Genomic DNA, 19,642 nt, shown 5'->3' with positions numbered 1-19,642 from the left:
TCTCGCGTTCTCCGGCCTACCCGAACAGGTGGCTATGCGTTCGAACTCGGCGGAGTCCCGCCGAGCGCCTCCCCCGCAGCGATGTCGCATGCGTCGAGGGCTACTTCGATCTCGCCACCGAGCGCCACGCCGGGCGCGAGCGGCAACCGGTCACCGCTCCAGAAACGCCCCGGGTCGTACCAACTGCTCCCTCGGCGCCTCTGTTCGAGTAGTCCCATCTCCTCCATCGTCACGGCCACGACCTCAGCGCAATACGCGGATTCGAGACCGCCCTCGCTCCGCTTCAGGCGAGGAACGCGGCCGGCGAACCACCGCCCCGCGAGCTTCGCCGTCGAGGGGAACGGCGTTCCGTCGAGGCGGGCGATGGTACGCAGCAGCTGGTCTTCCTGTTCCGCGGTGATCCGAATCGAGAGCTGACGCAACCAACCACGCTGCCCGTAGCGCGCACCCCAGACCTGGACCGCGCTGCGCAGATCGTGCAGCTGGACACCACGCTGATGCCGGCCTGTCCACATGTCCGGCAGACTGCGCCCCAGCTCGGCATGCCACATCAGCGGAGGCAGATCCTCGAATGCCACCGTCATACCGACGTGATTGACCGGAGCGTTGGTCAACGTCTGGATGGCCCGGTCCGCGCCACTGGTGCCGCGGAAGACCCAGATGTCCCCCGTTCGAGTCAGATCCACGGCCTCGTCGAGCGAGACTCGTGACGGTGTCGGGCCGGACGGTACAGGGCTCACGGGGTGCATAGGGAAAGCCTGCCACGGACCGCTCCCAGCTAGGGTCGGTGCATGGCCCTTCGCACCAGCACCCTGTGGAAGCTGCTCGGACTTGCCGGAATAGCGGGAGTTGCAGCGACCGGTGCGATCACCCTGCGCAACGAACGCAGACGCCGCGACTACACCCCCGACGAGATCCGGTCGGTCCTTCATGAGCGGTACGCACGAGCGGTGGCAGCGCAGGACGGCACCGAGGAGGTACCGCTCACCCAGGTGCCGGTGAGCCCGACAACCCGGATCCGCCGCCTGATGCGCCGGGTCCGGCGTCGGCCATGAGTGATTCGGTCAGCCCAATGCCGCAGCGAAACCGTCAGCGAGTTCTTGCACCTGCTCGTCCGTCATGACGAACGACGGGGAGATCTGCATCGCGCCCTGACCTGCAGCGCGGCCCGAGATGCCGTGCTCCCGCAGGGTCTTGACGAAGCCGAGGGCCTCGCCGGGATCGGCGAGCTGCACTGCCGCGACCGCCCCCAGACCGCTCCGCACTTCCGCGACACGCGGATGATCCGCGAGCGGGGCGAGCTTCTCGTGGAGCGTCTTCTCGAGGCGTGCGGATTCGTCGAGCAGGTTCTCGCGTTCGAAGATATCGAGGTTGGCGTGTGCGGCCGCCGCTGCTGCCGCGTGACCTCCGTAGGTGTAACCGTGACGCCACCACACACCCCCGGCGAAGAACGGTTCGGCCACAGGCGGTGCCACGAACACCGCGCCCATCGGCAGATACCCCGACGTCAGGCCCTTGGCTGTTGTCACAATGTCGGGCTGAAGGTCGAACCTCGTCGCCGCGAACCACGACCCGCCGATCCTCCCGAACCCGGTGACCACCTCGTCGAGGACGAACAGGATGTCGTGATCTCGGCAGATGTCTCGGATCTCAGCGAGATAGCCGTCGGGCGGCAGGTACACGCCCCCGGCACCGATGATCGGTTCGCAGAAGAAAGCAGCGATGTTGTCGGCCCCGACTTTCTCGATGAGCTCGAGCAGGGCTTTGGCGTCGTCCCAGGGAACGGTGGCGGTGTCGGTCCACAGCGCGCCGTAGCCCTCTGAGTTGACGGCGATACCCGCCATCGACGTCCCGCCGACATGCATCCCGTGATAGGCCTTCTCGCGGCTGACGATCATGGTCTTGGTCGATCGGCCGACCTCTTGCCAGTAGCGGCGGGCAAGCTTCGCTGCCGTATCGATCGAGTCAGAGCCGCCCGAGGTGAAGAAGATCTTGCTACCGGGAATCGGCGCAATCTCCGCGAGCCTCTCCGCAAGCGCGATCGTGGGTTCTGCTGCGAAATCACCGAAATTCGAGAAGTGCGCAACTTTCGCCAGTTGCGCGGCGACTGCCTCACCGATCTCGGTGCGACCGTGACCGACGTTGGCAAACCACAGTCCCGCCGTCGCGTCGAGATAGCGAGTACCTGCATCGTCCCAGATGTATGCGCCTTCTCCACGAGCCACGACGAAGGCCCCGTCCCGCTCCACGACGCCCATGTCGGCGAATCCGTGCCACAACGCACCCACAGTCAGCTCCTGTCCACGACTACCGGTCCCAGCCATCGTATGGGTTCCGGGCGAGCGCGGCGGCTTCCGGTTCGGCAGGGCACGAAAGCGGCGGGGGATCGGTTGCGATCCGTCGGCCGAGAATCCGGCACGGGGGATCCTCACCCGAGTTCTGCCCGGGTTGCCGCACTACACAGTGCTCGCCTGCTACCGACACACCATCCGCACCACTCCTGCGCGGCAGTGACACTGCTCTCAGGCAGATCGGCCTGCTCCACACCGGTGTCGCACGAGAGCACCGACAGTCGCTAGGCTGTGTGACCAGCATGTCCATCTCTCCTGCCCCGAACCGTCGCGCACTTCGCGCGTCGCTGACCGAGGTGTCGCTCAGCGACGAACATCGGTTCCGCCGCCGCCTCGATCGAGCGCGCGGCGACGACGCGCTCACCAAGATCGCCCACGACATCGACTCCGCGCGTTCGCGCCTCGCGCGACGCATCGAGTCGATTCCACAGATTCGGTACCCGGAAGATCTTCCGGTATCCCAGCGCAAGAACGACATCGCGGACGCGATCCGCGACCACCAGGTCGTCGTGGTGGCCGGCGAGACCGGGTCCGGCAAGACCACCCAGATCCCGAAGATCTGTCTCGAACTGGGTCGCGGTGTGCGCGGCCTCATCGGGCACACCCAGCCCCGCCGTATCGCGGCGCGTGCGGTGGCCGAGCGTCTTTCCGACGAACTCGATTCCGAACTCGGCGACACCGTCGGCTACACGGTGCGTTTCACCGATCAGGTGTCCGAGCGCACTCTGGTCAAACTGATGACCGACGGCATTCTGCTCGCCGAGATCCAGCGCGACCGTATGCTCCGCCGCTACGACACCCTGATCATCGATGAGGCGCACGAACGCAGCCTCAACATCGACTTCCTTCTCGGGTATCTCGAGCAACTGCTCCCCCGCCGGCCCGACCTGAAGGTGATCATCACCTCGGCCACGATCGACCCCGAGCGATTCGCGAAGCACTTCGCCGATGCGGAGGGGACGCCGGCTCCGATCGTCGAGGTCTCGGGACGCACCTACCCGGTTGAGGTGCGGTACCGACCGCTGACCGTCGAGCGAGGCGACGAACTCGTCGACCGCGACCCCGTCGACGCCGTGTGCGAGGCAGTCGAGGAACTGCAGTCGGCCGGCGACGGCGACATCCTCGTGTTCCTCTCGGGCGAGCGCGAAATCCGAGACACTGCGGACGCACTGCGCGACCGCAAGTTGCGCAACACCGAGATCCTCCCCCTGTACGGCCGACTGTCGGCTGCCGAACAGCATCGCGTCTTCACCGGGCACACCGGACGGCGCGTCGTACTGTCGACCAACGTCGCCGAGACCTCGTTGACGGTGCCCGGCATCCGCTACGTCGTCGACCCCGGCACCGCCCGTATCTCGCGGTACTCGGTGCGGACGAAGGTCCAACGACTACCCATCGAAGAGATCAGCCAAGCGTCCGCGCGGCAGCGCGCCGGTCGTTGCGGTCGCGTCGCCGACGGCATCTGCATCCGCCTTTATTCGCAGGACGATTTCGAGTCGCGCCCCGAGTTCACCGAGCCCGAGATCTTGCGCACGAACCTCGCGTCGGTGGTCCTGCAGATGACGGCACTCGGTCTCGGCGACATTGCTTCGTTCCCGTTCGTCGAGCCGCCCGACGCTCGCGCGATCCGCGATGGTATCGCGCTACTGCACGAACTCGGTGCGGTCGAACCCGCAGGCAAAGACGAAACGCTGAGGTTGACCGGCATCGGGCGGGAGCTCGCACGGCTCCCCGTCGACCCCCGCATGGCTCGCATGATCGTCGAGGGGCACCGCAACGGGTGTCTGCGCGAGGTCCTCATCATCGTATCCGCGCTGTCGATCCAAGATGTCCGAGAGCGCCCCACCGAGCACCAGCAGGCCGCCGACGAGAAGCACGCTCGATTCAACGTCGACGGATCGGACTTCCTCGCTTTCCTCCGCTTGTGGGACTACCTGAAGCAACAGCGGAAAGAGCTGTCGTCCAACCAGTTCCGAAAACTGTGCCGCAGCGAGTTTCTACACTGGATGCGTATCCGAGAGTGGCAGGATCTGCAAGGGCAACTCCGTCAGATCACCTTGAACCTCGGTTGGGAGACCGCGCACCAGCAGGTCGGCGACGACGCGATCCATCAATCGCTGCTTGCAGGCCTGCTCTCGCATATCGGATTGCGCGAGGGCGACAAACGCGACTTCCTCGGCGCGCGAGGCGCACGCTTCGCGCTCTTCCCCGGCTCGTCCTTGTTCAAGAAGCCCCCTCGATGGGTGATGGCGGGTGAGCTGGTCGAAACCTCGCGGCTGTGGGGCAGGATGGCAGCGCGGATCGAGCCCGAGTGGGCAGAGAAACTTGCGCCCCACCTGGTCAAGCGCGCTTACTCGGAGCCGCACTGGTCGACGAAGCAGCAAGCAGCGATGGCGTATGAGCGTGTCACCCTCTACGGCATCCCCCTCATCGCCCAACGCCGGGTGCAGTACGGCCGAATAGACCCCGAAGCCTCACGAGAGCTGTTCATCAGACACGCGCTCGTACAGGGTGAGTGGCAGACCCGCCACAAGTTCTTCCACGACAACCGGGCATTGCTCGACGACGTGGAAGAACTCGAGCATCGCGCGCGGCGACGCGACCTGGCCGTCGACGACGACACCCTGTTCGAGTTCTACGATCGGCGTGTCGGCCCTGAAGTCGTGTCGGCCAGGCATTTCGACACCTGGTGGAAGAAGGTCCGGCACAACGAGCCGGACCTACTGACCTTCACACCCGAGACGGTCGTCAATCAGGACGCGGCAGCGGTCCTCGAGGGTGACTATCCGGATGCGTGGCGACAAGGCGAGCTGCAATTTCCCCTGACCTACCAGTTCGAGCCGGGCACCGAGGACGACGGCGTCACCGCCAGAATCCCATTGGCGCTGCTCGCAGGAGTACGACCCGTAGGATTCGACTGGCTCGTTCCGGGCTTGCGACACGAACTCGTCACTGCGCTGATCAAGAGCCTGCCGAAGCAGATTCGACGCCAGGTGGTTCCGGCCCCGGACTTCGCGAAAGCCGTCCTCGCCTCGGTGACCGCACGCAGCGAACCTCTCGTCAACGCACTCGCCCGTGAACTGTCGCGGCTCGGGAACTGCAAGATCGAACCGGGTGACTTCACTCCAGCGATGCTGCCCGATCACTTGAAAATGACCTTCGCAGCGATCGACGAGCAAGGAAAGGTGCTGGGCCGCAGCAAGAGTCTCACCGCACTGCGAAAGCAACTCGCTACCCGAGTCGACGCCGAGGTCGCGCGCGCGGCCTCGGGCACTGAACGCGCACCTGCCCTCGCATGGACGGCGGAGACCCTCGGCACCCTTCCGCAGACGGTCACGCGCGAAGTCGGTGGCCAGCAGGTGACCGGTTATCCCGCCTTGGTGCCCGAGAACGAGGGTGTGGCGGTACGCGTTCTGAGCACTCCGCAGGCGCAACGTTCCGCCACCCGCGCCGGAGTGCGAGCGCTCCTTCTCGCTGCCGCCCCGACCAAGGCGAAGGTCGTCACCTCAGGGTTGACGAACTCGGAACGGCTGACACTCGGGCGTAACCCGGATGGCTCGTTCGACGCACTCATCGAGGACTGCCGGGCATGCGCGGTCGACGAATTGATCGCAGCCCACGGGAAGCCGGTACGGACACCCGAGGAATTCGAAGCACTCGCGGTGGTAGTGCGCAGCGAGCTTCCCCGGCGCGTCGCGCACCTGCTGAAGTCCGTTGTGCCTGTATTGAGCAAGGCTCACGAGGTGGGCGTGCAATTGGATCGGGTTCGCGGCGAGGCGGCGGACGACGTCCGTGAGCAGCTGTCTTCGTTGCTCTTCGCCGGGTTCGTCACCGACCTGGGTTATCGTCGGCTGGCCGATCTTCCTCGGTATCTCGCCGCTGCAGCTCAGCGTCTCGAATCACTCCCGGCAAGTGCAAATCGCGATGCCCAGGCAATGGATGTCCTCGATCGGGTGTATGCGTCCTACGACAAGCTGCTCGCGCGGTTGCCGGAGGAACGCCGAGACGCACGCGACGTCGTGGATGTCTACTGGATGATCGAGGAACTACGCGTGAGCCTGTTCGCCCAAGGGATGGGTACACGGGTTCCGGTGTCGGAAAAACGGATACTCAAGGCCATCGGTTCGATCCGCTGACGTCATGACCGGCCCGACCCTGACGGATCAGTCCGCGTCGGCGGCGACGTCGCGGGTACGTTGGTGTTCGCGCAGTTCCGTGATCTCGCGTTCGAAATCTTCAGCAGAGCTGAATGACCGATACACCGAGGCGAATCGGAGGTAAGCGACCTCATCGAGGTCGCGAAGCGGCCCGAGAATCGCAAGCCCGACCTCGTGGCTGGGGACCTCGGGTGCGCCCTTCGCCCGCACTGCGTCTTCGACCTGCTGCGCCAGCTTGTTCAGGGCGTCGTTGTCGACATCGCGGCCTTGGCAGGCTCGCGCGACACCGCGCACGACCTTCTCACGACTGAAGGGCTCGGTTACGCCGCTGCGCTTGACCACGGACAACACCGCGGCTTCGACCGTGGTGAATCGGCGACCGCACTCCGGACATGCCCGACGGCGACGAATCGCGGCGCCCTCGTCGGCTTCACGCGAATCGACGACCCTGGAGTCGGGGTGCCGGCAATACGGGCAGTACATGTCGATTCCTTCGTCGCTGCCGTGGTGGCCGCAACGTCGCCGACGAAACGATGTCGTGTTCGAAGGATCGATCCTGCCCGGGGGCAGGGTCTTCCCGACGCGACCACACGGGGTGGTGTGACTGACAGATTCAGACAATACCCGCACGTGTAGTGCGCTCCCGGAGTCCGGGTGGGTCGGCACCGCGTCGTCATCTTCCATCGGTGACCACCCCTACTCCCTCCGCACGCGGTGCCGAGTCGGTCATCACCGGTATCGTGCGGCCGGCTTCCGCCGCGACCTGGCTCGTACGAACGTGTGCCACACACAGGATCGCCGTCACCGCGGCGGCTGTGAATATCACCGTGGCGAGCATCTGTACCAGCAAGTACCCGAGACCGATTCGAGGTGCAGGCGGGTGGGCGCAGGACCTCCCCCCGCTCCGCGGCGGGTGCCCGTCGACTCCGGCCGGCAGTGTGGACGCTCTCCGCGGATGAGCAACAGCCTCGGCCGCATGGGTCGTTCGGAATTCCGTCAACAATGTTGTGCCCATCGGGTCCTCCGTGGCAGTCATGAGCCGGGTGGGTTCGCCCATTCATTCGAACGAATGCCTGTTCGAACTTTCTATCACGCTTCGGCGTTCGTGTCGTCCGTTTGTTCGAAACGATCTCGAACAGATGTTTGATATACGGCACCGATGCGGATAGATTCGAAAGATCACACACAACACATCAGAAACTCGACGCACGGAGGTCACGAGCATGACGGACGCCAACTCCGCGACCAGCCGGAAGAAGTCGTCCGGCACCGACGGCACCACGCTCACCGAGCGTCAACGCCGCGTCCTCGAGGTGATTCGTACCTCGGTGGCCGAGCGAGGCTACCCACCGAGCATCCGAGAGATCGGAGACGCGGTCGGCCTCAACAGCACCTCTTCGGTCGCGCACCAACTTCGCACCCTCGAGCGCAAAGGCCTGCTGCGCCGCGATCCGAACCGTCCCCGCGCGGTGGATGTACGTGGATTCGACGACCCACAGGTCGCGCCCGACGTCGTCGGGGAGGTGCTCCCGGCGGCGTCCTCCGACGACATCCCCTCGGCTGCCCTGGTTCCCGTGGTCGGGCGAATCGCAGCAGGCGGCCCGATTCTCGCCGAAGAAGCCATCGAAGATATCTTCCCGCTACCCAGGGAGGTCGTGGGCCAGGGATCGTTGTTCCTGCTGAAGGTCGTGGGCGAATCGATGATCAACGCAGCGATCTGCGACGGAGACTGGGTCGTGGTTCGTCAGCAGAATGTGGCCGAGAGCGGCGATATCGTTGCCGCCATGCTCGACGGGGAAGCCACGGTCAAGACCTTCAAGCGCGTGAAGAACGACGTCTGGCTCATGCCACACAACCCCGTGTTCGAGCCGATTCCGGGTAACGACGCGGTCATTCTCGGCAAGGTGGTCACGGTCATCCGCAAGCTCTGACCGCACACTTCCGTCGCGCCTCAGAGACCGGCGTCCGCACCTCCCTACACAGCGAGGCCGGTGAGGCTCCATCGATACGGAGCCCCACCGGCCTCATGTAGTGCGCCCGCATGAATGCGCAGCGATCAGAGGTTCAGCCCGCGGCCGATGACCTCCTTCATGATCTCGTTGGTACCGCCGTAGATCTTCTGGACCCGAGAGTCGAGGTACGCCTTGGCGATCGGGTATTCGCGCATGTATCCGTAGCCGCCGTGCAACTGGAGGCAGCGGTCGATGAGTTCGACCTGCTTGTCCGTGGTCCAGTACTTGGCCATCGCGGCCTCCTGGACGGTGAGCGCACCGGCATTGAGCAACTCGACGCATTTGTCCACGAACACCCGAGCAAGCAGGGTTTCCGTCGACAGTTCGGCGAGTTCGAATCGGCTGTTCTGAAAACGTCCGATCGACTTGCCGAAGGCCTTGCGGTCGCGGCAGTACTGGATGGTGTCCTCGAGGACCTGCTCCATTGCGGCGGCCGCGACGACCGCGATCGAGAGCCTCTCCTGCGGAAGGTTCTGCATCAGGTAGATGAAGCCCATTCCCTCTTCACCGAGCATGTTGGCGGCGGGAACACGCACGTCGTTGAAGCTCAGCTCGGCGGTATCCTGTGCATCGAGACCGATCTTGTCGAGATTGCGGCCACGCTCGAAGCCGGGCATACCGCGCTCGACGACGAGCAGGGAGAATCCCTGGGCGCCCTTCTCCGGGTCGGTGCAGGCAACCACGATCACCAGGTCGGCGTTGATTCCGTTGGTGATGAACGTCTTGGACCCATTGAGGACCCAGTCGTCACCGTCACGAGCCGCCCGGGTCTTGATGCCCTGGAGATCGCTGCCGGTGCCCGGCTCGGTCATCGCGATGGCGGTGATGATCTCACCGGAACAGAAACCGGGAAGCCACCGCTTCTTCTGTTCCTCGTTCGCGAGGTTCAGCAGGTACGGCGCTACGACATCGTTGTGCAGCATGAAACCGACACCGCTGTATCCGCCGCGGGTGGTTTCCTCGGTCAGGACAACGTTGTAGCGAAAGTCGTCGACGCCTCCGCCACCGAACTCCTCAGGCACTGCCATGCCCAGAAAGCCCTGTGCACCGGCCTTCTTCCACACTTCGCGGTCGACAATCTTGTCCTTCTCCCACTGCTCGTGGAAAGGGGCCACCTCCTGTTCGAGGAACTTCCGGTACGACTCACGGAACAGGTCGTGTTCGGGCTCGAAAAGGGTGCGTTCCATCTGCGCTCCTGTCAGTGACGACGTGGACATACCCACGGTATGCACGCCGGCGAACGATGGCGCTGACAGGAGCGAGCAGATTTTGTGACCGCGACAACCGCGAATCAGTGGCGCAGTTCTGCCAATCGGCGCAGCAGTGGATAGGCGACGAGTATTCCTATCGACCCCCACGCGATGCCGCCCAACTCCACCGATCCGATCGACAGGGTGAGGTCGCCGATCCCTGCAACGAGTGCTGCTGCAACCACCGTGAGATTCACAGGGTCGGTGAAGTCGATCTTCGCGTCCATCCAAATCCGCACGCCCAGAAGGCCGATCAACCCGTAGAGGACGAGAGTGGCTCCACCCAGAACGCCCTCGGGCACCGTGAACACGAGCGCCCCGAACTTCGGGGAGAACGCGAGCACCACTGCAGTCACCGCCGCCACCCAGTATGCAGCGGTCGAGTACACCCGGGTAGCAGCCATCACACCGATGTTCTCGGCGTATGTGGTGGTTCCCGATCCTCCGCCTGCGCCCGCAAGCGTGGTGGCCAGACCGTCGGCGAGCAGCGCGTCGCCTGCGACACTGTCGAGATTGCGGCCCGTCATCGCGGCAACAGCCTTGACGTGACCCACGTTCTCTGCGACCAGGACGATGACCACCGGCAGGGCCAGCAGAATGACCGACAACTCGAAGGTCGGGACGCGCAACTCGGGCAAGCCGAACCAGGCTGCTTCCTTCAGCGCGTCGACACGGTCGGGCGCCAGACCTCCGGTGATCCATGCGAAGAGCCATCCGATGACCACGCCGACGAGGATGCCGAGCCGGCCGAGGAGGCCGCGGCCGAGCACTGTCACCATAAGGATCGCGATCAGCGTCACCGCACCGATCAACGGTTGGGCTTCGAACGATCCGACAGCAGTCGGGGCAAGATTGAGCCCGATCAGCGCGACCACCGCGCCGGTCACGACGGGAGGCATCACGGCGTCGATCACCCGCGAGCCGAGCGCCTTGACGATCAGTCCGATGATCGCGAGCACGGCGCCTGCCGCCACGATACCGCCGAGCTGCGCAGCCGGACCGCTCCCGGCCGAGGCCGTCAAGGGCGCGATGAACGCGAAGGACGAGCCCAGATAGCTCGGTACGCGCCCGCGGGTGATGAGTAGGAACAACACGGTGCCGATGCCGGAGAACAGCAATGTGGTGGTCACCGGGAAGCCGGTGATCGTGGGCACGAGCAGCGTGGCACCGAACATCGCGACCACATGCTGCATCCCGATGCCGATGGTTCGCGGCCAAGAAAGCCGCTCGTCGGGAGCGACGACCGCACCGGCATTGATCTGCCGCCCGTCACCGTGCAGTTCCCAGCCGAATCCCATGTTGCGACTCGTCGGCCGCACGCGTTCATTCACGACGCAGATCGTATGACCCGGACGCGCTCCGCCGGGCACCGGCCGAAAGATGATCCGCGTCGCTCCGCAATTCTCCGGCCCGGCAATTCGCGGACTTCTGCGATTCTCAGACGAGGATGCGGGCGGCCGCGGCGCGCGCCTCCACAGGATCGACAGCGGACGACACCGCATGCGCGGCGTCGCGGCATTGCTGCATCGTGACCGCAGACAGTCGCGCGCCGACAGCGGCGACGGCCGATGCCGCGCAGGACAGCGAAGTCACACCCATTCCCGCGAGAACGCACGCGAGAAGAGGATCTGCCGCGGCCTCGCCGCAGACTCCGACGGGTTTGCCTGCCGCCACGCCGGCCGCGGCGGTCCGCGCGACCAGTGCCAGCACTGCCGGCTGCCAGGCATCGGTCAGCGACGCCAGTTCCGGCGACATCCGATCTGCCGCCATCGTGTACTGCGCGAGGTCGTTCGTTCCGATGGACAGGAAGTCGACGTGTTCGAGCAGGCGGTCTGCGAGGAGCGCCGCGGACGGCACCTCGACCATCACGCCGGGCACCATGTTCCGCGACCGGACCCGGTCGGCGAATGCGGCTGCTTCGGCCACCGTGGCGATCATGGGGGCCATGACCCACGGCGCCGTGCCAGTGCGCTCAGCGGCGGCAGCCACCGCGTCGAGTTGCCGTTCGAGGATTCCGGGTGCGGCGGCCGCCACCCGGATGCCCCGGACGCCGAGCGCGGGGTTGTGCTCCTGCGGATGTTCTGCGAATCGCAACGGCTTGTCGGAACCGGCATCGAGCGTGCGGAGCACGACCTTTCGGCCCTGATACGCGTCGAAGACCTCGGCGTAGATGTCGGCCTGTTCGGACACGGTCGGTTCGGTGTCGCGATCGAGGAAGCACAGTTCGGTGCGGAACAGTCCTACGCCTTCGGCTTGGGTCAGGCGAGCAGCGCGCGCACCGGACCCGTCCTGGACATTGGCGAGGACGGCGACGGGATGGCCGTCGGAGGTCGCTCCCGGGCCCGTCCACGCACCGATACGGGCGCGGTCGGTGCGGTCCTGTTCGACGGCCGCCTCGGCGGCATCGTGATCGGGGTCGACGACGATACGTCCGGTACCGCCGTCGATCAGGACCGTCGTGCCCGCGGCGACGTCGTCGAGCCCCGCTGTGGCGACGATGCACGGAATCCCCAGCTGCCTGGCAATGATGGCGGTGTGGCTGGTCGGGCCTCCGAGGGAGGTTGCGAGTCCGAGGATGCGCGCGGGGTCGAGCCCGGCCGTGTCGGCGGGTGCGAGGTCGTCGGCGAGCAGAACCGAGGGAACGTCGGGTAGTTCGATGCCCGGTTCGGGATCGCCGTTCAGTTCGGCGAGGACGCGGTCGCGGATGTCGATCAGGTCGGTGACCCGTTCCGCCTGCAGACCGCCGATCTTCTCGAAGATCGTGACGAATTGGTCGGTCGCGCCGATCGTGGCGGCGGCCGCGTCGGATCCGGATCGGATCTTTCCGTCGGCGGCGGCGCGCCACGCACGGTCCTGCGCCAGTACCGCGTTGGCCTGCAGCACTTCGGCGGCGGCCCCCGAGGCGTGTACGGCTCGTGACTTCAGACGATCTGCGACCACCTCGACTGCAGCATCGAACCGGGCGGATTCCGCTTCGCGCGCAGTATCCGGAACGGTGGTCGTCGTCGTGGTGATCTGCGGGCGCGGTGCCGGCCGGATGACCGGACCGTATCCGACCCCGGGCACCACCGGTGTGCCGTGCAGTACTGGCGCCTCGTTCGTCATTCCGTCTCCTCACCACTACCAGATTCTGTGATCCAGATTACCCGTAGGCATTGACATGTCAACACATACGGGCGTAAAACAACATTATCCAACATCGATTCCAAGGGGTTCTGGTGTACGCAGAGGAACGTCAGCAAGCAATCGCTGATCTGGTCGGTCGCCACGGACGCGTGTCCGTGGCGGATCTCGCCGACCGCTACGACGTCACCTCGGAGACGGTGCGCCGCGACCTCGCACTCCTCGAACGTCTGGGCCACGTCCGGCGGGTCCACGGCGGAGCCGTCCCCACCACAGCACTCACCGCGACCGAACCGGGTCTGTCCGAACGTGAGAACACTCGCGCCGCCCACAAGGATCGGATCGCGGCCGCAGCGGCACGATTCCTCCCCGGCGCGGGCGGCAGTGTGATCCTCGATGCGGGCACCACCACCAGCCGGATCGCCGCCGTCCTGCCGAGCGACTCCGAGATCACCGTCGCGACGAATTCGGTTCCCATCGCGTCACGACTCGCGGGAGCGAACTCCGTGAACCTGCACCTGATCGGGGGACGCGTCCGCGGCACCACCCAGGCCGCGGTGGGGCCCGAAGCTCTCCGGTTCCTGGACATCCTCAACGTGGATGTGGCATTCATCGGCACCAACGCGCTCACTATCGAACATGGGCTGTCCACCCCCGACGCCGACGAGGCGGCGGTCAAGAGCGCGATGGTGCATTCCGCCGAGCGTGTGGTCGTCGTGGCGGATTCGTCGAAGATCGGCCGGCGGCACCTGCTGCGATTCGCTCCGATCGATGCGGTCGATGTCCTCGTCACCGACACCGACCTCGACGACGCAGACCATGCCCGCCTGACCGACCATGGAATCGAGGTGGTGACGGCATGATCGTCACTCTGACTGCAAATCCCAGCCTGGACCGCACCGTCGATCTGGACGCACCGCTCATGCGCGGTGCCGTGCACCGAGCCACAGGAACAACGGTCGACCCCGGAGGCAAGGGCATCAACGTCGCACGTGTCTTGCATCGCGCAGGTCAGGACGTACTGGCAGTACTTCCCGGAAACCCCGACGATCCTCTGCTCGGCGCCCTCGACACACGGGGAATCCCGTACCACGCAATCGCAACCTCGGGGCACGCCCGCACCAATGTCACCATCGCCGAACCCGACGGCACCACCACGAAACTCAACGAACCCGGCACGCCGTGCTCCGACACCACCCGCGCGGGGTTGCATTCCGCCGTGCTCGGTCACGCTCCCGGTGACGGATGGGTCGTGCTGTCCGGATCGCTTCCGCCGGGTATGCCGAGCGACTTCTACGCCGATCTCGTGCGCACCCTCCGGCCCACCGGGTGCCGCGTCGCCGTCGACACCTCGGAAGCGCCACTGCTCGCCCTCGCGGCAGGATTCCCCCACGCCGCACCCGACCTCATCAAACCGAATTCCGACGAACTCGCCCAGCTCACTGGAGCCGACGCGAGAACACTCGAGGCCGACGCCGCGTGCGGCGACGTCGGATCGGTCGCAGACGCCGGCCGGATGCTCGTCGCACAGGGTGTGGGGGCAGTGCTCGTCACTCTCGGATCCGCCGGTGCCGTACTGATCACGGCCGAGGGCGTCTGGCGGGCCGCGGCCCCGCCGGTCATCGCCCGCAGCACCGTCGGTGCCGGTGATTCGTCTCTCGCCGGCTATCTCATCGCCGAGCAGGCAGGCGCCGCCCCGCCGGACCGCCTGCGTCACGCCGTCGCATACGGCAGCGCCGCCGTTGCCCTCCCCGGAACCCGCATCCCCGGACCCGACTCCGTCGACCCCTCCGCAACTCGCACCGAACCGGTACCCGATCACCCGGACCGTACGAACCGCCCACTCTCCCGTAAGGACACGTGATGTCAGACAGCGCTTCCGGCCCCACCCGTAGGATCATCGACGCCGACCTCATTGCGCTCGACACCGACCTCGGCGCCGACAAGGACTCGGTGATCACGGCGCTGGCCGGGCGACTCACTGCCGCCGGTCGCACGACCGACCGAGACGCACTCGCGGCCGCGGTCCTCGACCGCGAGGCAAAGTCGGCGACCGGCCTACCCGGCGGGATCGCAATCCCCCACTGCCGCCACGCTGCGATCACCACCGCATCGCTCGGATTCGCCCGACTGTCACCGAAGGTCGACTTCGGTGCCCCGGACGGTCCGGCCGATCTCGTGTTCCTGATCGCCGCGCCCGAGGGCGCCGGCGCAGACCACATGAGACTCCTGACCGCTCTGGCCCGCGCCCTCGTCCGTCCCGATTTCGTGGCGGCGCTCCGAGCAGCGCGCGACTCCGACGAGATCATCGCTCTGGTCGAGGGTGTCCTCCCCGCTGCACCCGCCGACACCGCGCCGGCCACCGCACCCGAGCAGGTCACGGAGGACACGAAACCCGCGGCATCGGAACCGTCGGAGCGGTCGGTGGTCGCAATCACCGCGTGTCCCACCGGGATCGCCCACACCTACATGGCGGCCGACGCGCTCACCGCTGCCGCCGAGCGGGCCGGCGTCACACTGCAGGTCGAGACTCAGGGGTCGAGCGGAAGCACCCCGATTCCTCCGTCCGTCATCGCAGCCGCCGACGCCGTGATCTTCGCAACCGACGTCGGAGTCAAGGGCCGTGAGCGCTTCGCCGGGAAACCGGTGATCGCCTCGGGCGTCAAACGTGCAATCAACGAGCCTGACGCCATGATCACCGAGGCGCTGCACGCCGCCGCTGATCCGAAGGCCGCGCGAGTCGAAGCGGGCACAGCCGACACCACCGGTGAGAGCACCGCGGCCGACGTCGGATGGGGTACCCGCCTGAGACAGATTCTGCTCACCGGCGTCAGCTACATGATTCCCTTCGTGGCAGCCGGTGGTCTTCTCATCGCACTCGGGTTCCTGCTCGGCGGTTACGACATCTCCGACTCCGCAGCGCTCATCGTCGTGGACAATTCGCTGACGAACCTGCCCGACGGTGGACTGACCATCTATCTCGGCGCGGTTCTGTATCAAATCGGTTCGCTCGCGTTCTCGTTCCTCGTGCCCGCGCTTGCCGGATACATCGCCTACGCGATCGCCGACCGTCCCGGTCTCGCGCCCGGCTTCACCGCGGGCGCGGTCGCGGTGTTCGTCGGGGCCGGCTTCATCGGCGGTCTGGTCGGCGGCATCATTGCCGGCTTCGCCGCACTGTGGGTCGGACGGATACCACTGCCCGCGTGGGCCCGAGGCCTGATGCCGGTGGTGATCATCCCGCTGCTCGCAAGCCTGATCGTCGGCGCCGCGATGTTCCTCGTGCTGGGCAGGCCGCTCGCCGCGATCACCACCGGTCTCACCGACTGGCTCAATGGCCTGTCCGGCGGTTCTGCGGTCGCACTCGGGGTGATCCTCGGAATCATGATGTGTTTCGACCTCGGAGGCCCCGTCAACAAAGCCGCGTACGCGTTTGCCGTCGCAGGCCTCGACGTGAGCAATCACGCATCGCTGCAGATCATGGCGGCTGTCATGGCGGCAGGTATGGTACCTCCGCTCGCCATGGCGCTGTCCTCACTGGTGCGACCGCGTCTCTACAGCGCGGCGGAACGCGAGAACGGCAAGGCTGCATGGCTGCTCGGCGCGTCCTTCATCTCCGAAGGGGCCATCCCCTTCGCCGCCGCCGATCCGTTCCGGGTGATCCCGTCGATGATGGTCGGCGGAGCAGTCACCGGCGGCATCATCATGGCCACCGACGTCACGTTGAGCGCACCACACGGCGGTATCTTCGTCATCTTCGCGATGGATCGTGTGCTGTGGTTCTTCATCGCACTCGCTGTGGGCACCGTCATCGCTGCGCTCTGCGTCACCCTGGCAAAGGAGTTGATTCGCACCGATTCCACACGCACCTCGGCACCCGTCGTAACCGGGCCGCAACCAGCCCCGGCCCGGTCCTGATCATCCATCACCAGAAGGAGTTCTCATGCCCGTCAACACCGTCGAGGTCGGCTCGTCCATCGGCCTACACGCACGCCCCGCAGGGATCATCGCCGAAGCCGTCGTCGCCGCGGGAGTTCCGGTGACGCTGTCGGTCGAGGGCGGTGAACCCGTCGACGCGGGTTCCGCGCTGATGATTATGACCCTCGGAGCCTCACAAGGGGTCGCGGTGACCGTCAGCTGCGAGGACGAGACCGTTCTTGCGCAGGTCAGCGACCTGGTTGCGGCAGACCTCGACGCCTGACTCCGCACGGCAGAGGTGATTCAGGCACGTCGCGTCCGTAGACGCCGCACGATCACGGCGCCAACCACCACGAGCACGGCAGCTGCTGCCGCGACTCCGATCGGCCCGGCGGCGTACGGGTCCGAGTTCGATTCTGAGTCCGACACCGTCTCCGCAGCGAAATGCTCGGTCACACCACGCCACACCCGGAGAGGAGGTCGCGCATCGGTAAGGGTGCCGCCCTGAACGACCGCTTCGGAGCCCGTCACCAGATCGCCTGCCGAGGTGAAGGCCACCGCCTCCCCCTGCGGTTCGTCGGGAACCGGGATTCGCAGCACTGGGCCCGCAATCAACGCTGCTACCAGGTCGGTGTCGGGCGCATGGAACAGGTAGATGTCCGTGTAGGTGCGGACCGCCGCGACAGTTCCGTCCGGGCTCACCGCGCCACCGGTGATCAACGTGGACGACGCACCCGGAAGCGGTCCGCCGGGTGTGTCGGTAGGACCGAGAGCGAGCGACCCGGCCTTTTCCAGCGGTGTCGGTCCTGGTGTTGCGAGCTGCTCGAGTGCTCGACCGCGAACCGGCCGATAGATACCGCTCGCACCGAACAGCGTCTTGGTGACGATCACCGGCTCTCCGGTCGCCGATACCAGCACGGCCTCGGCGTCACGAGGACCGTCAGGGTAGGTCAAGCGGTGCAGATCACCGGCTCCGCTGGCGGGGTCGAGCGAGATCAGTGCCACCGTCTGTCGTGCGGAGGTGTTGTCGCCGATGTCCGCGAGCCACAGTCTGCCGTCGGGACCTGCCGTCATGTCTTCGATGTCATAGGGGTCGACTGGAACCGGGAACCGTTGCACCACTGCGCAATCCGGGTCGAGTTCGACCACTGACTCGTCGACACCCGCGTCGGGGGTCGCGAACAGCCGCCCACCGACCACGGCCAGGCCCGACAGCTCGTCGAGGGAGGGATCGTCCGGTGTGCACAGGTTTTCCGATGGAAAGTCCACGACGGGGATGTCCGCGGTGTCCGCCTCGGCGCGCGCCGCACCCGGCAGAACACAGGCGAGCGCGAGGACGGCGGCGACCCCGGCGCCGCGGAGCGGACTCATCAGACGGCGTACTCGTCCAACACGGAGGCGAGCGCCCGCGGAACTCTGGCATGCACGCGTGTTCCGTCCGCCTCGTGCGCGGAATGGAGGATCTGGCCGTCCGAGTGGATTCGGGACAACAGGTCGCCGCGGGTGTACGGCACAAGTACCTTTACCTCTACGTCCGGGTCCTCGAGCATGCGCCCGAGCCGCTCGCGCAGCTCGTCGATGCCCTCACCGGTATGCGCCGAGACGAACACCGAATCGGTCAGGAGCCCGCGGAGTTGGGTCAGGGTGACCGGATCGGCCGCATCGACCTTGTTGACAACGATCAATTCGGGCGGCGGCGGTCCGTCGGACTCACGTAATACGTCCGTCAGAACCTCGCGAACCGCTTTGATCTGTTCGGTCGGGAGCGGGTCGGATCCATCGACCACGTGCAGCAGAAGATCGGCATCGGCGACCTCCTCGAGGGTCGACCGGAATGCCTCGACGAGCTGAGTCGGCAGGTGACGTACGAATCCGACCGTGTCGGTCAGAACCAACTCCCGGCCGTCGGGTAGCGCTGCGCGTCGTGTCGTCGGGTCCAGGGTCGCGAACAGAGCGTTCTCCACCAGGACCCCGGAGCCGGTGAGCCGATTGAGCAGGCTCGATTTGCCTGCGTTGGTGTAGCCGACGATCGCGACGGACGGGATCCGGTTGCGCAGCCGGCGAGTCCGCTTCGTGTCTCGCGCTGCCTTCATCCCTTTGATCTCGCGGCGCAGCTTCGCCATCCGTTCACGGATCCGACGACGGTCGGTTTCGATCTTGGTTTCGCCGGGTCCGCGGAGTCCCACACCGCCGTTGCTACCGGCACGGCCACCTGCCTGACGGGACATCGACTCACCCCAGCCACGCAGTCGCGGCAACATGTACTCCATCTGCGCGAGGGAGACCTGCGCCTTGCCCTCACGTGAGGTCGCGTGCTGCGCGAAGATGTCGAGGATGAGCGCCGTCCGGTCGATGACCTTGACCTTGACTACCTTCTCCAGCGCTGTGAGCTGAGCAGGAGTGAGTTCGCCATCGCAGATCACGGTATCGGCACCGGTAGCGAGCACGATCTCGCGGAGCTCGTCGGCCTTACCCGAGCCGATATAGGTGGCGGCGTCCGGCTTGTCGCGGCGCTGCACCATCCCCTCGAGCACCTCGGAGCCGGCAGTTTCGGCAAGTGCGGCAAGTTCGGCGAGGCTCGCGTCGGCCTGAGCGGCGGTGCCTCCCGTCCATACGCCGACCAGCACAACTCGTTCGAGGCGAAGCTGTCGATATTCGACTTCGGTGATGTCTTCGAGTTCAGTGGACAGACCCGCAACGCGCCGAAGAGCGCTGCGGTCTTCGAGCTGCATCTCGCCCACCGATGGATCGTCGTGAGCCCAGCCTTCTGGCCCGTCGTATCCGGTGCGATCGGTGTCGTCTGTCGTGTTGCGAGTGCGCGATGTGTTCGTCAT

Annotated in this window: 15 protein-coding genes; 7 read left to right on the top strand and 8 right to left on the bottom strand. The window is 66.0% G+C overall.

The features are described from left to right. Positions 1-32 precede the first annotated feature (32 nt). A complete protein-coding gene (locus ACSYG9_RS21675) occupies positions 33-740 on the bottom strand; it encodes a hypothetical protein (RefSeq protein ID WP_454839875.1) in 708 nt (235 codons plus the stop codon). Between the two features lie 51 nt (positions 741-791). Between ACSYG9_RS21675 and ACSYG9_RS21670 the strand changes: the two genes are divergently transcribed. Further along, complete coding sequence (locus ACSYG9_RS21670; protein WP_440124425.1) at positions 792-1,055, top strand: hypothetical protein; 264 nt, start codon at positions 792-794, stop codon at positions 1,053-1,055. Between the two features lie 9 nt (positions 1,056-1,064). Here the strand turns inward: ACSYG9_RS21670 and ACSYG9_RS21665 are convergent, their stop codons facing one another. Next, on the bottom strand, positions 1,065-2,324 hold the full coding sequence (locus ACSYG9_RS21665) for an aminotransferase family protein (protein ID WP_454839873.1): 1,260 nt from the start codon (positions 2,322-2,324) through the stop codon (positions 1,065-1,067). Positions 2,325-2,593: 269 nt separating this feature from the next. Here ACSYG9_RS21665 and hrpA point away from each other — a divergent pair, with 269 nt between their 5' ends. Beyond that, on the top strand, positions 2,594-6,487 hold the full coding sequence (gene hrpA / locus ACSYG9_RS21660; RefSeq protein ID WP_454839871.1) for an ATP-dependent RNA helicase HrpA: 3,894 nt from the start codon (positions 2,594-2,596) through the stop codon (positions 6,485-6,487). 27 nt (positions 6,488-6,514) lie between these two features. On the opposite strand, the gene nrdR is transcribed toward hrpA, so the two are convergent. Beyond that, positions 6,515-6,991: a transcriptional regulator NrdR gene (gene nrdR, locus ACSYG9_RS21655; RefSeq protein ID WP_440124422.1), complete on the bottom strand. Its 477-nt coding sequence runs from the start codon at positions 6,989-6,991 to the stop codon at positions 6,515-6,517. A gap of 740 nt (positions 6,992-7,731) precedes the next feature. Here nrdR and lexA point away from each other — a divergent pair. Then, the gene (lexA, locus tag ACSYG9_RS21650; RefSeq protein ID WP_440124421.1) at positions 7,732-8,439 is read left to right on the top strand and encodes a transcriptional repressor LexA; all 708 of its coding nucleotides are present in this window, start codon (positions 7,732-7,734) and stop codon (positions 8,437-8,439) included. Positions 8,440-8,564: 125 nt separating this feature from the next. On the opposite strand, the gene ACSYG9_RS21645 is transcribed toward lexA, so the two are convergent. The 3 genes from ACSYG9_RS21645 to ptsP form a co-directional block, all read right to left on the bottom strand. Continuing rightward, positions 8,565-9,707, bottom strand: a complete 1,143-nt coding sequence (locus tag ACSYG9_RS21645) for an acyl-CoA dehydrogenase family protein (RefSeq protein ID WP_440124420.1) — start codon at positions 9,705-9,707, stop codon at positions 8,565-8,567. Between the two features lie 104 nt (positions 9,708-9,811). Next, a complete protein-coding gene (locus ACSYG9_RS21640; protein ID WP_454843016.1) occupies positions 9,812-11,068 on the bottom strand; it encodes a uracil-xanthine permease family protein in 1,257 nt (418 codons plus the stop codon). Between the two features lie 139 nt (positions 11,069-11,207). Next, positions 11,208-12,875, bottom strand: a complete 1,668-nt coding sequence (gene ptsP / locus ACSYG9_RS21635) for a phosphoenolpyruvate--protein phosphotransferase (RefSeq protein ID WP_454839868.1) — start codon at positions 12,873-12,875, stop codon at positions 11,208-11,210. A 113-nt stretch (positions 12,876-12,988) separates the two neighbouring features. Between ptsP and ACSYG9_RS21630 the strand changes: the two genes are divergently transcribed. Genes ACSYG9_RS21630 through ACSYG9_RS21615 form a run of 4 tightly spaced genes read left to right on the top strand, consistent with a single transcriptional unit; the run spans position 12,989 to position 17,091 of the window. Further along, positions 12,989-13,756 carry a DeoR family transcriptional regulator gene (locus ACSYG9_RS21630; RefSeq protein WP_440124418.1) on the top strand — a complete coding sequence of 256 codons (768 nt, stop codon included), beginning with the start codon at positions 12,989-12,991 and terminating at the stop codon, positions 13,754-13,756. Further along, a complete protein-coding gene (locus tag ACSYG9_RS21625) occupies positions 13,753-14,757 on the top strand; it encodes a hexose kinase (RefSeq protein ID WP_440124417.1) in 1,005 nt (334 codons plus the stop codon). Before ACSYG9_RS21630 ends, ACSYG9_RS21625 begins: the two co-directional genes overlap by 4 nt. After that, positions 14,757-16,808 (top strand): PTS fructose transporter subunit IIABC, encoded by a 2,052-nt coding sequence (locus ACSYG9_RS21620; protein WP_454839866.1) that lies wholly within the window; start codon positions 14,757-14,759, stop codon positions 16,806-16,808. Before ACSYG9_RS21625 ends, ACSYG9_RS21620 begins: the two co-directional genes overlap by 1 nt. Before the next feature lie 25 nt (positions 16,809-16,833). Then, positions 16,834-17,091 (top strand): HPr family phosphocarrier protein, encoded by a 258-nt coding sequence (locus ACSYG9_RS21615; RefSeq protein ID WP_440124415.1) that lies wholly within the window; start codon positions 16,834-16,836, stop codon positions 17,089-17,091. A gap of 20 nt (positions 17,092-17,111) precedes the next feature. Here ACSYG9_RS21615 and ACSYG9_RS21610 read toward each other — a convergent pair whose 3' ends face one another. Then, positions 17,112-18,179 (bottom strand): hypothetical protein, encoded by a 1,068-nt coding sequence (locus ACSYG9_RS21610; protein WP_454839863.1) that lies wholly within the window; start codon positions 18,177-18,179, stop codon positions 17,112-17,114. Beyond that, positions 18,179-19,642 carry a GTPase HflX gene (hflX, locus tag ACSYG9_RS21605; protein WP_454839861.1) on the bottom strand — a complete coding sequence of 488 codons (1,464 nt, stop codon included), beginning with the start codon at positions 19,640-19,642 and terminating at the stop codon, positions 18,179-18,181. The genes ACSYG9_RS21610 and hflX overlap by 1 nt, the downstream gene beginning before the upstream one ends.

Source organism: Rhodococcus sp. SJ-2 (assembly GCF_053750035.1).
The sequence above is the reverse complement of the archived record's forward strand: the minus strand, read 5'-3'. Positions and strand labels throughout refer to the sequence as shown.

Bases quoted from the DNA above. Each gene is read 5' to 3' on its own strand.
- ACSYG9_RS21670 (WP_440124425.1), top strand. From the start codon at position 792: ATGGCCCTTCGCACCAGCACCCTGTGGAAGCTGCTCGGACTTGCCGGA.
- ACSYG9_RS21665 (WP_454839873.1), bottom strand. From the start codon at position 2,324: ATGGCTGGGACCGGTAGTCGTGGACAGGAGCTGACTGTGGGTGCGTTG.
- hrpA (WP_454839871.1), top strand. From the start codon at position 2,594: ATGTCCATCTCTCCTGCCCCGAACCGTCGCGCACTTCGCGCGTCGCTG.
- nrdR (WP_440124422.1), bottom strand. From the start codon at position 6,991: ATGTACTGCCCGTATTGCCGGCACCCCGACTCCAGGGTCGTCGATTCG.
- lexA (WP_440124421.1), top strand. From the start codon at position 7,732: ATGACGGACGCCAACTCCGCGACCAGCCGGAAGAAGTCGTCCGGCACC.
- ACSYG9_RS21645 (WP_440124420.1), bottom strand. From the start codon at position 9,707: ATGGAACGCACCCTTTTCGAGCCCGAACACGACCTGTTCCGTGAGTCG.
- ACSYG9_RS21640 (WP_454843016.1), bottom strand. From the start codon at position 11,068: ATGGGATTCGGCTGGGAACTGCACGGTGACGGGCGGCAGATCAATGCC.
- ptsP (WP_454839868.1), bottom strand. From the start codon at position 12,875: ATGACGAACGAGGCGCCAGTACTGCACGGCACACCGGTGGTGCCCGGG.
- ACSYG9_RS21625 (WP_440124417.1), top strand. From the start codon at position 13,753: ATGATCGTCACTCTGACTGCAAATCCCAGCCTGGACCGCACCGTCGAT.
- ACSYG9_RS21620 (WP_454839866.1), top strand. From the start codon at position 14,757: ATGTCAGACAGCGCTTCCGGCCCCACCCGTAGGATCATCGACGCCGAC.
- ACSYG9_RS21615 (WP_440124415.1), top strand. From the start codon at position 16,834: ATGCCCGTCAACACCGTCGAGGTCGGCTCGTCCATCGGCCTACACGCA.
- ACSYG9_RS21610 (WP_454839863.1), bottom strand. From the start codon at position 18,179: ATGAGTCCGCTCCGCGGCGCCGGGGTCGCCGCCGTCCTCGCGCTCGCC.
- hflX (WP_454839861.1), bottom strand. From the start codon at position 19,642: ATGACGAACACATCGCGCACTCGCAACACGACAGACGACACCGATCGC.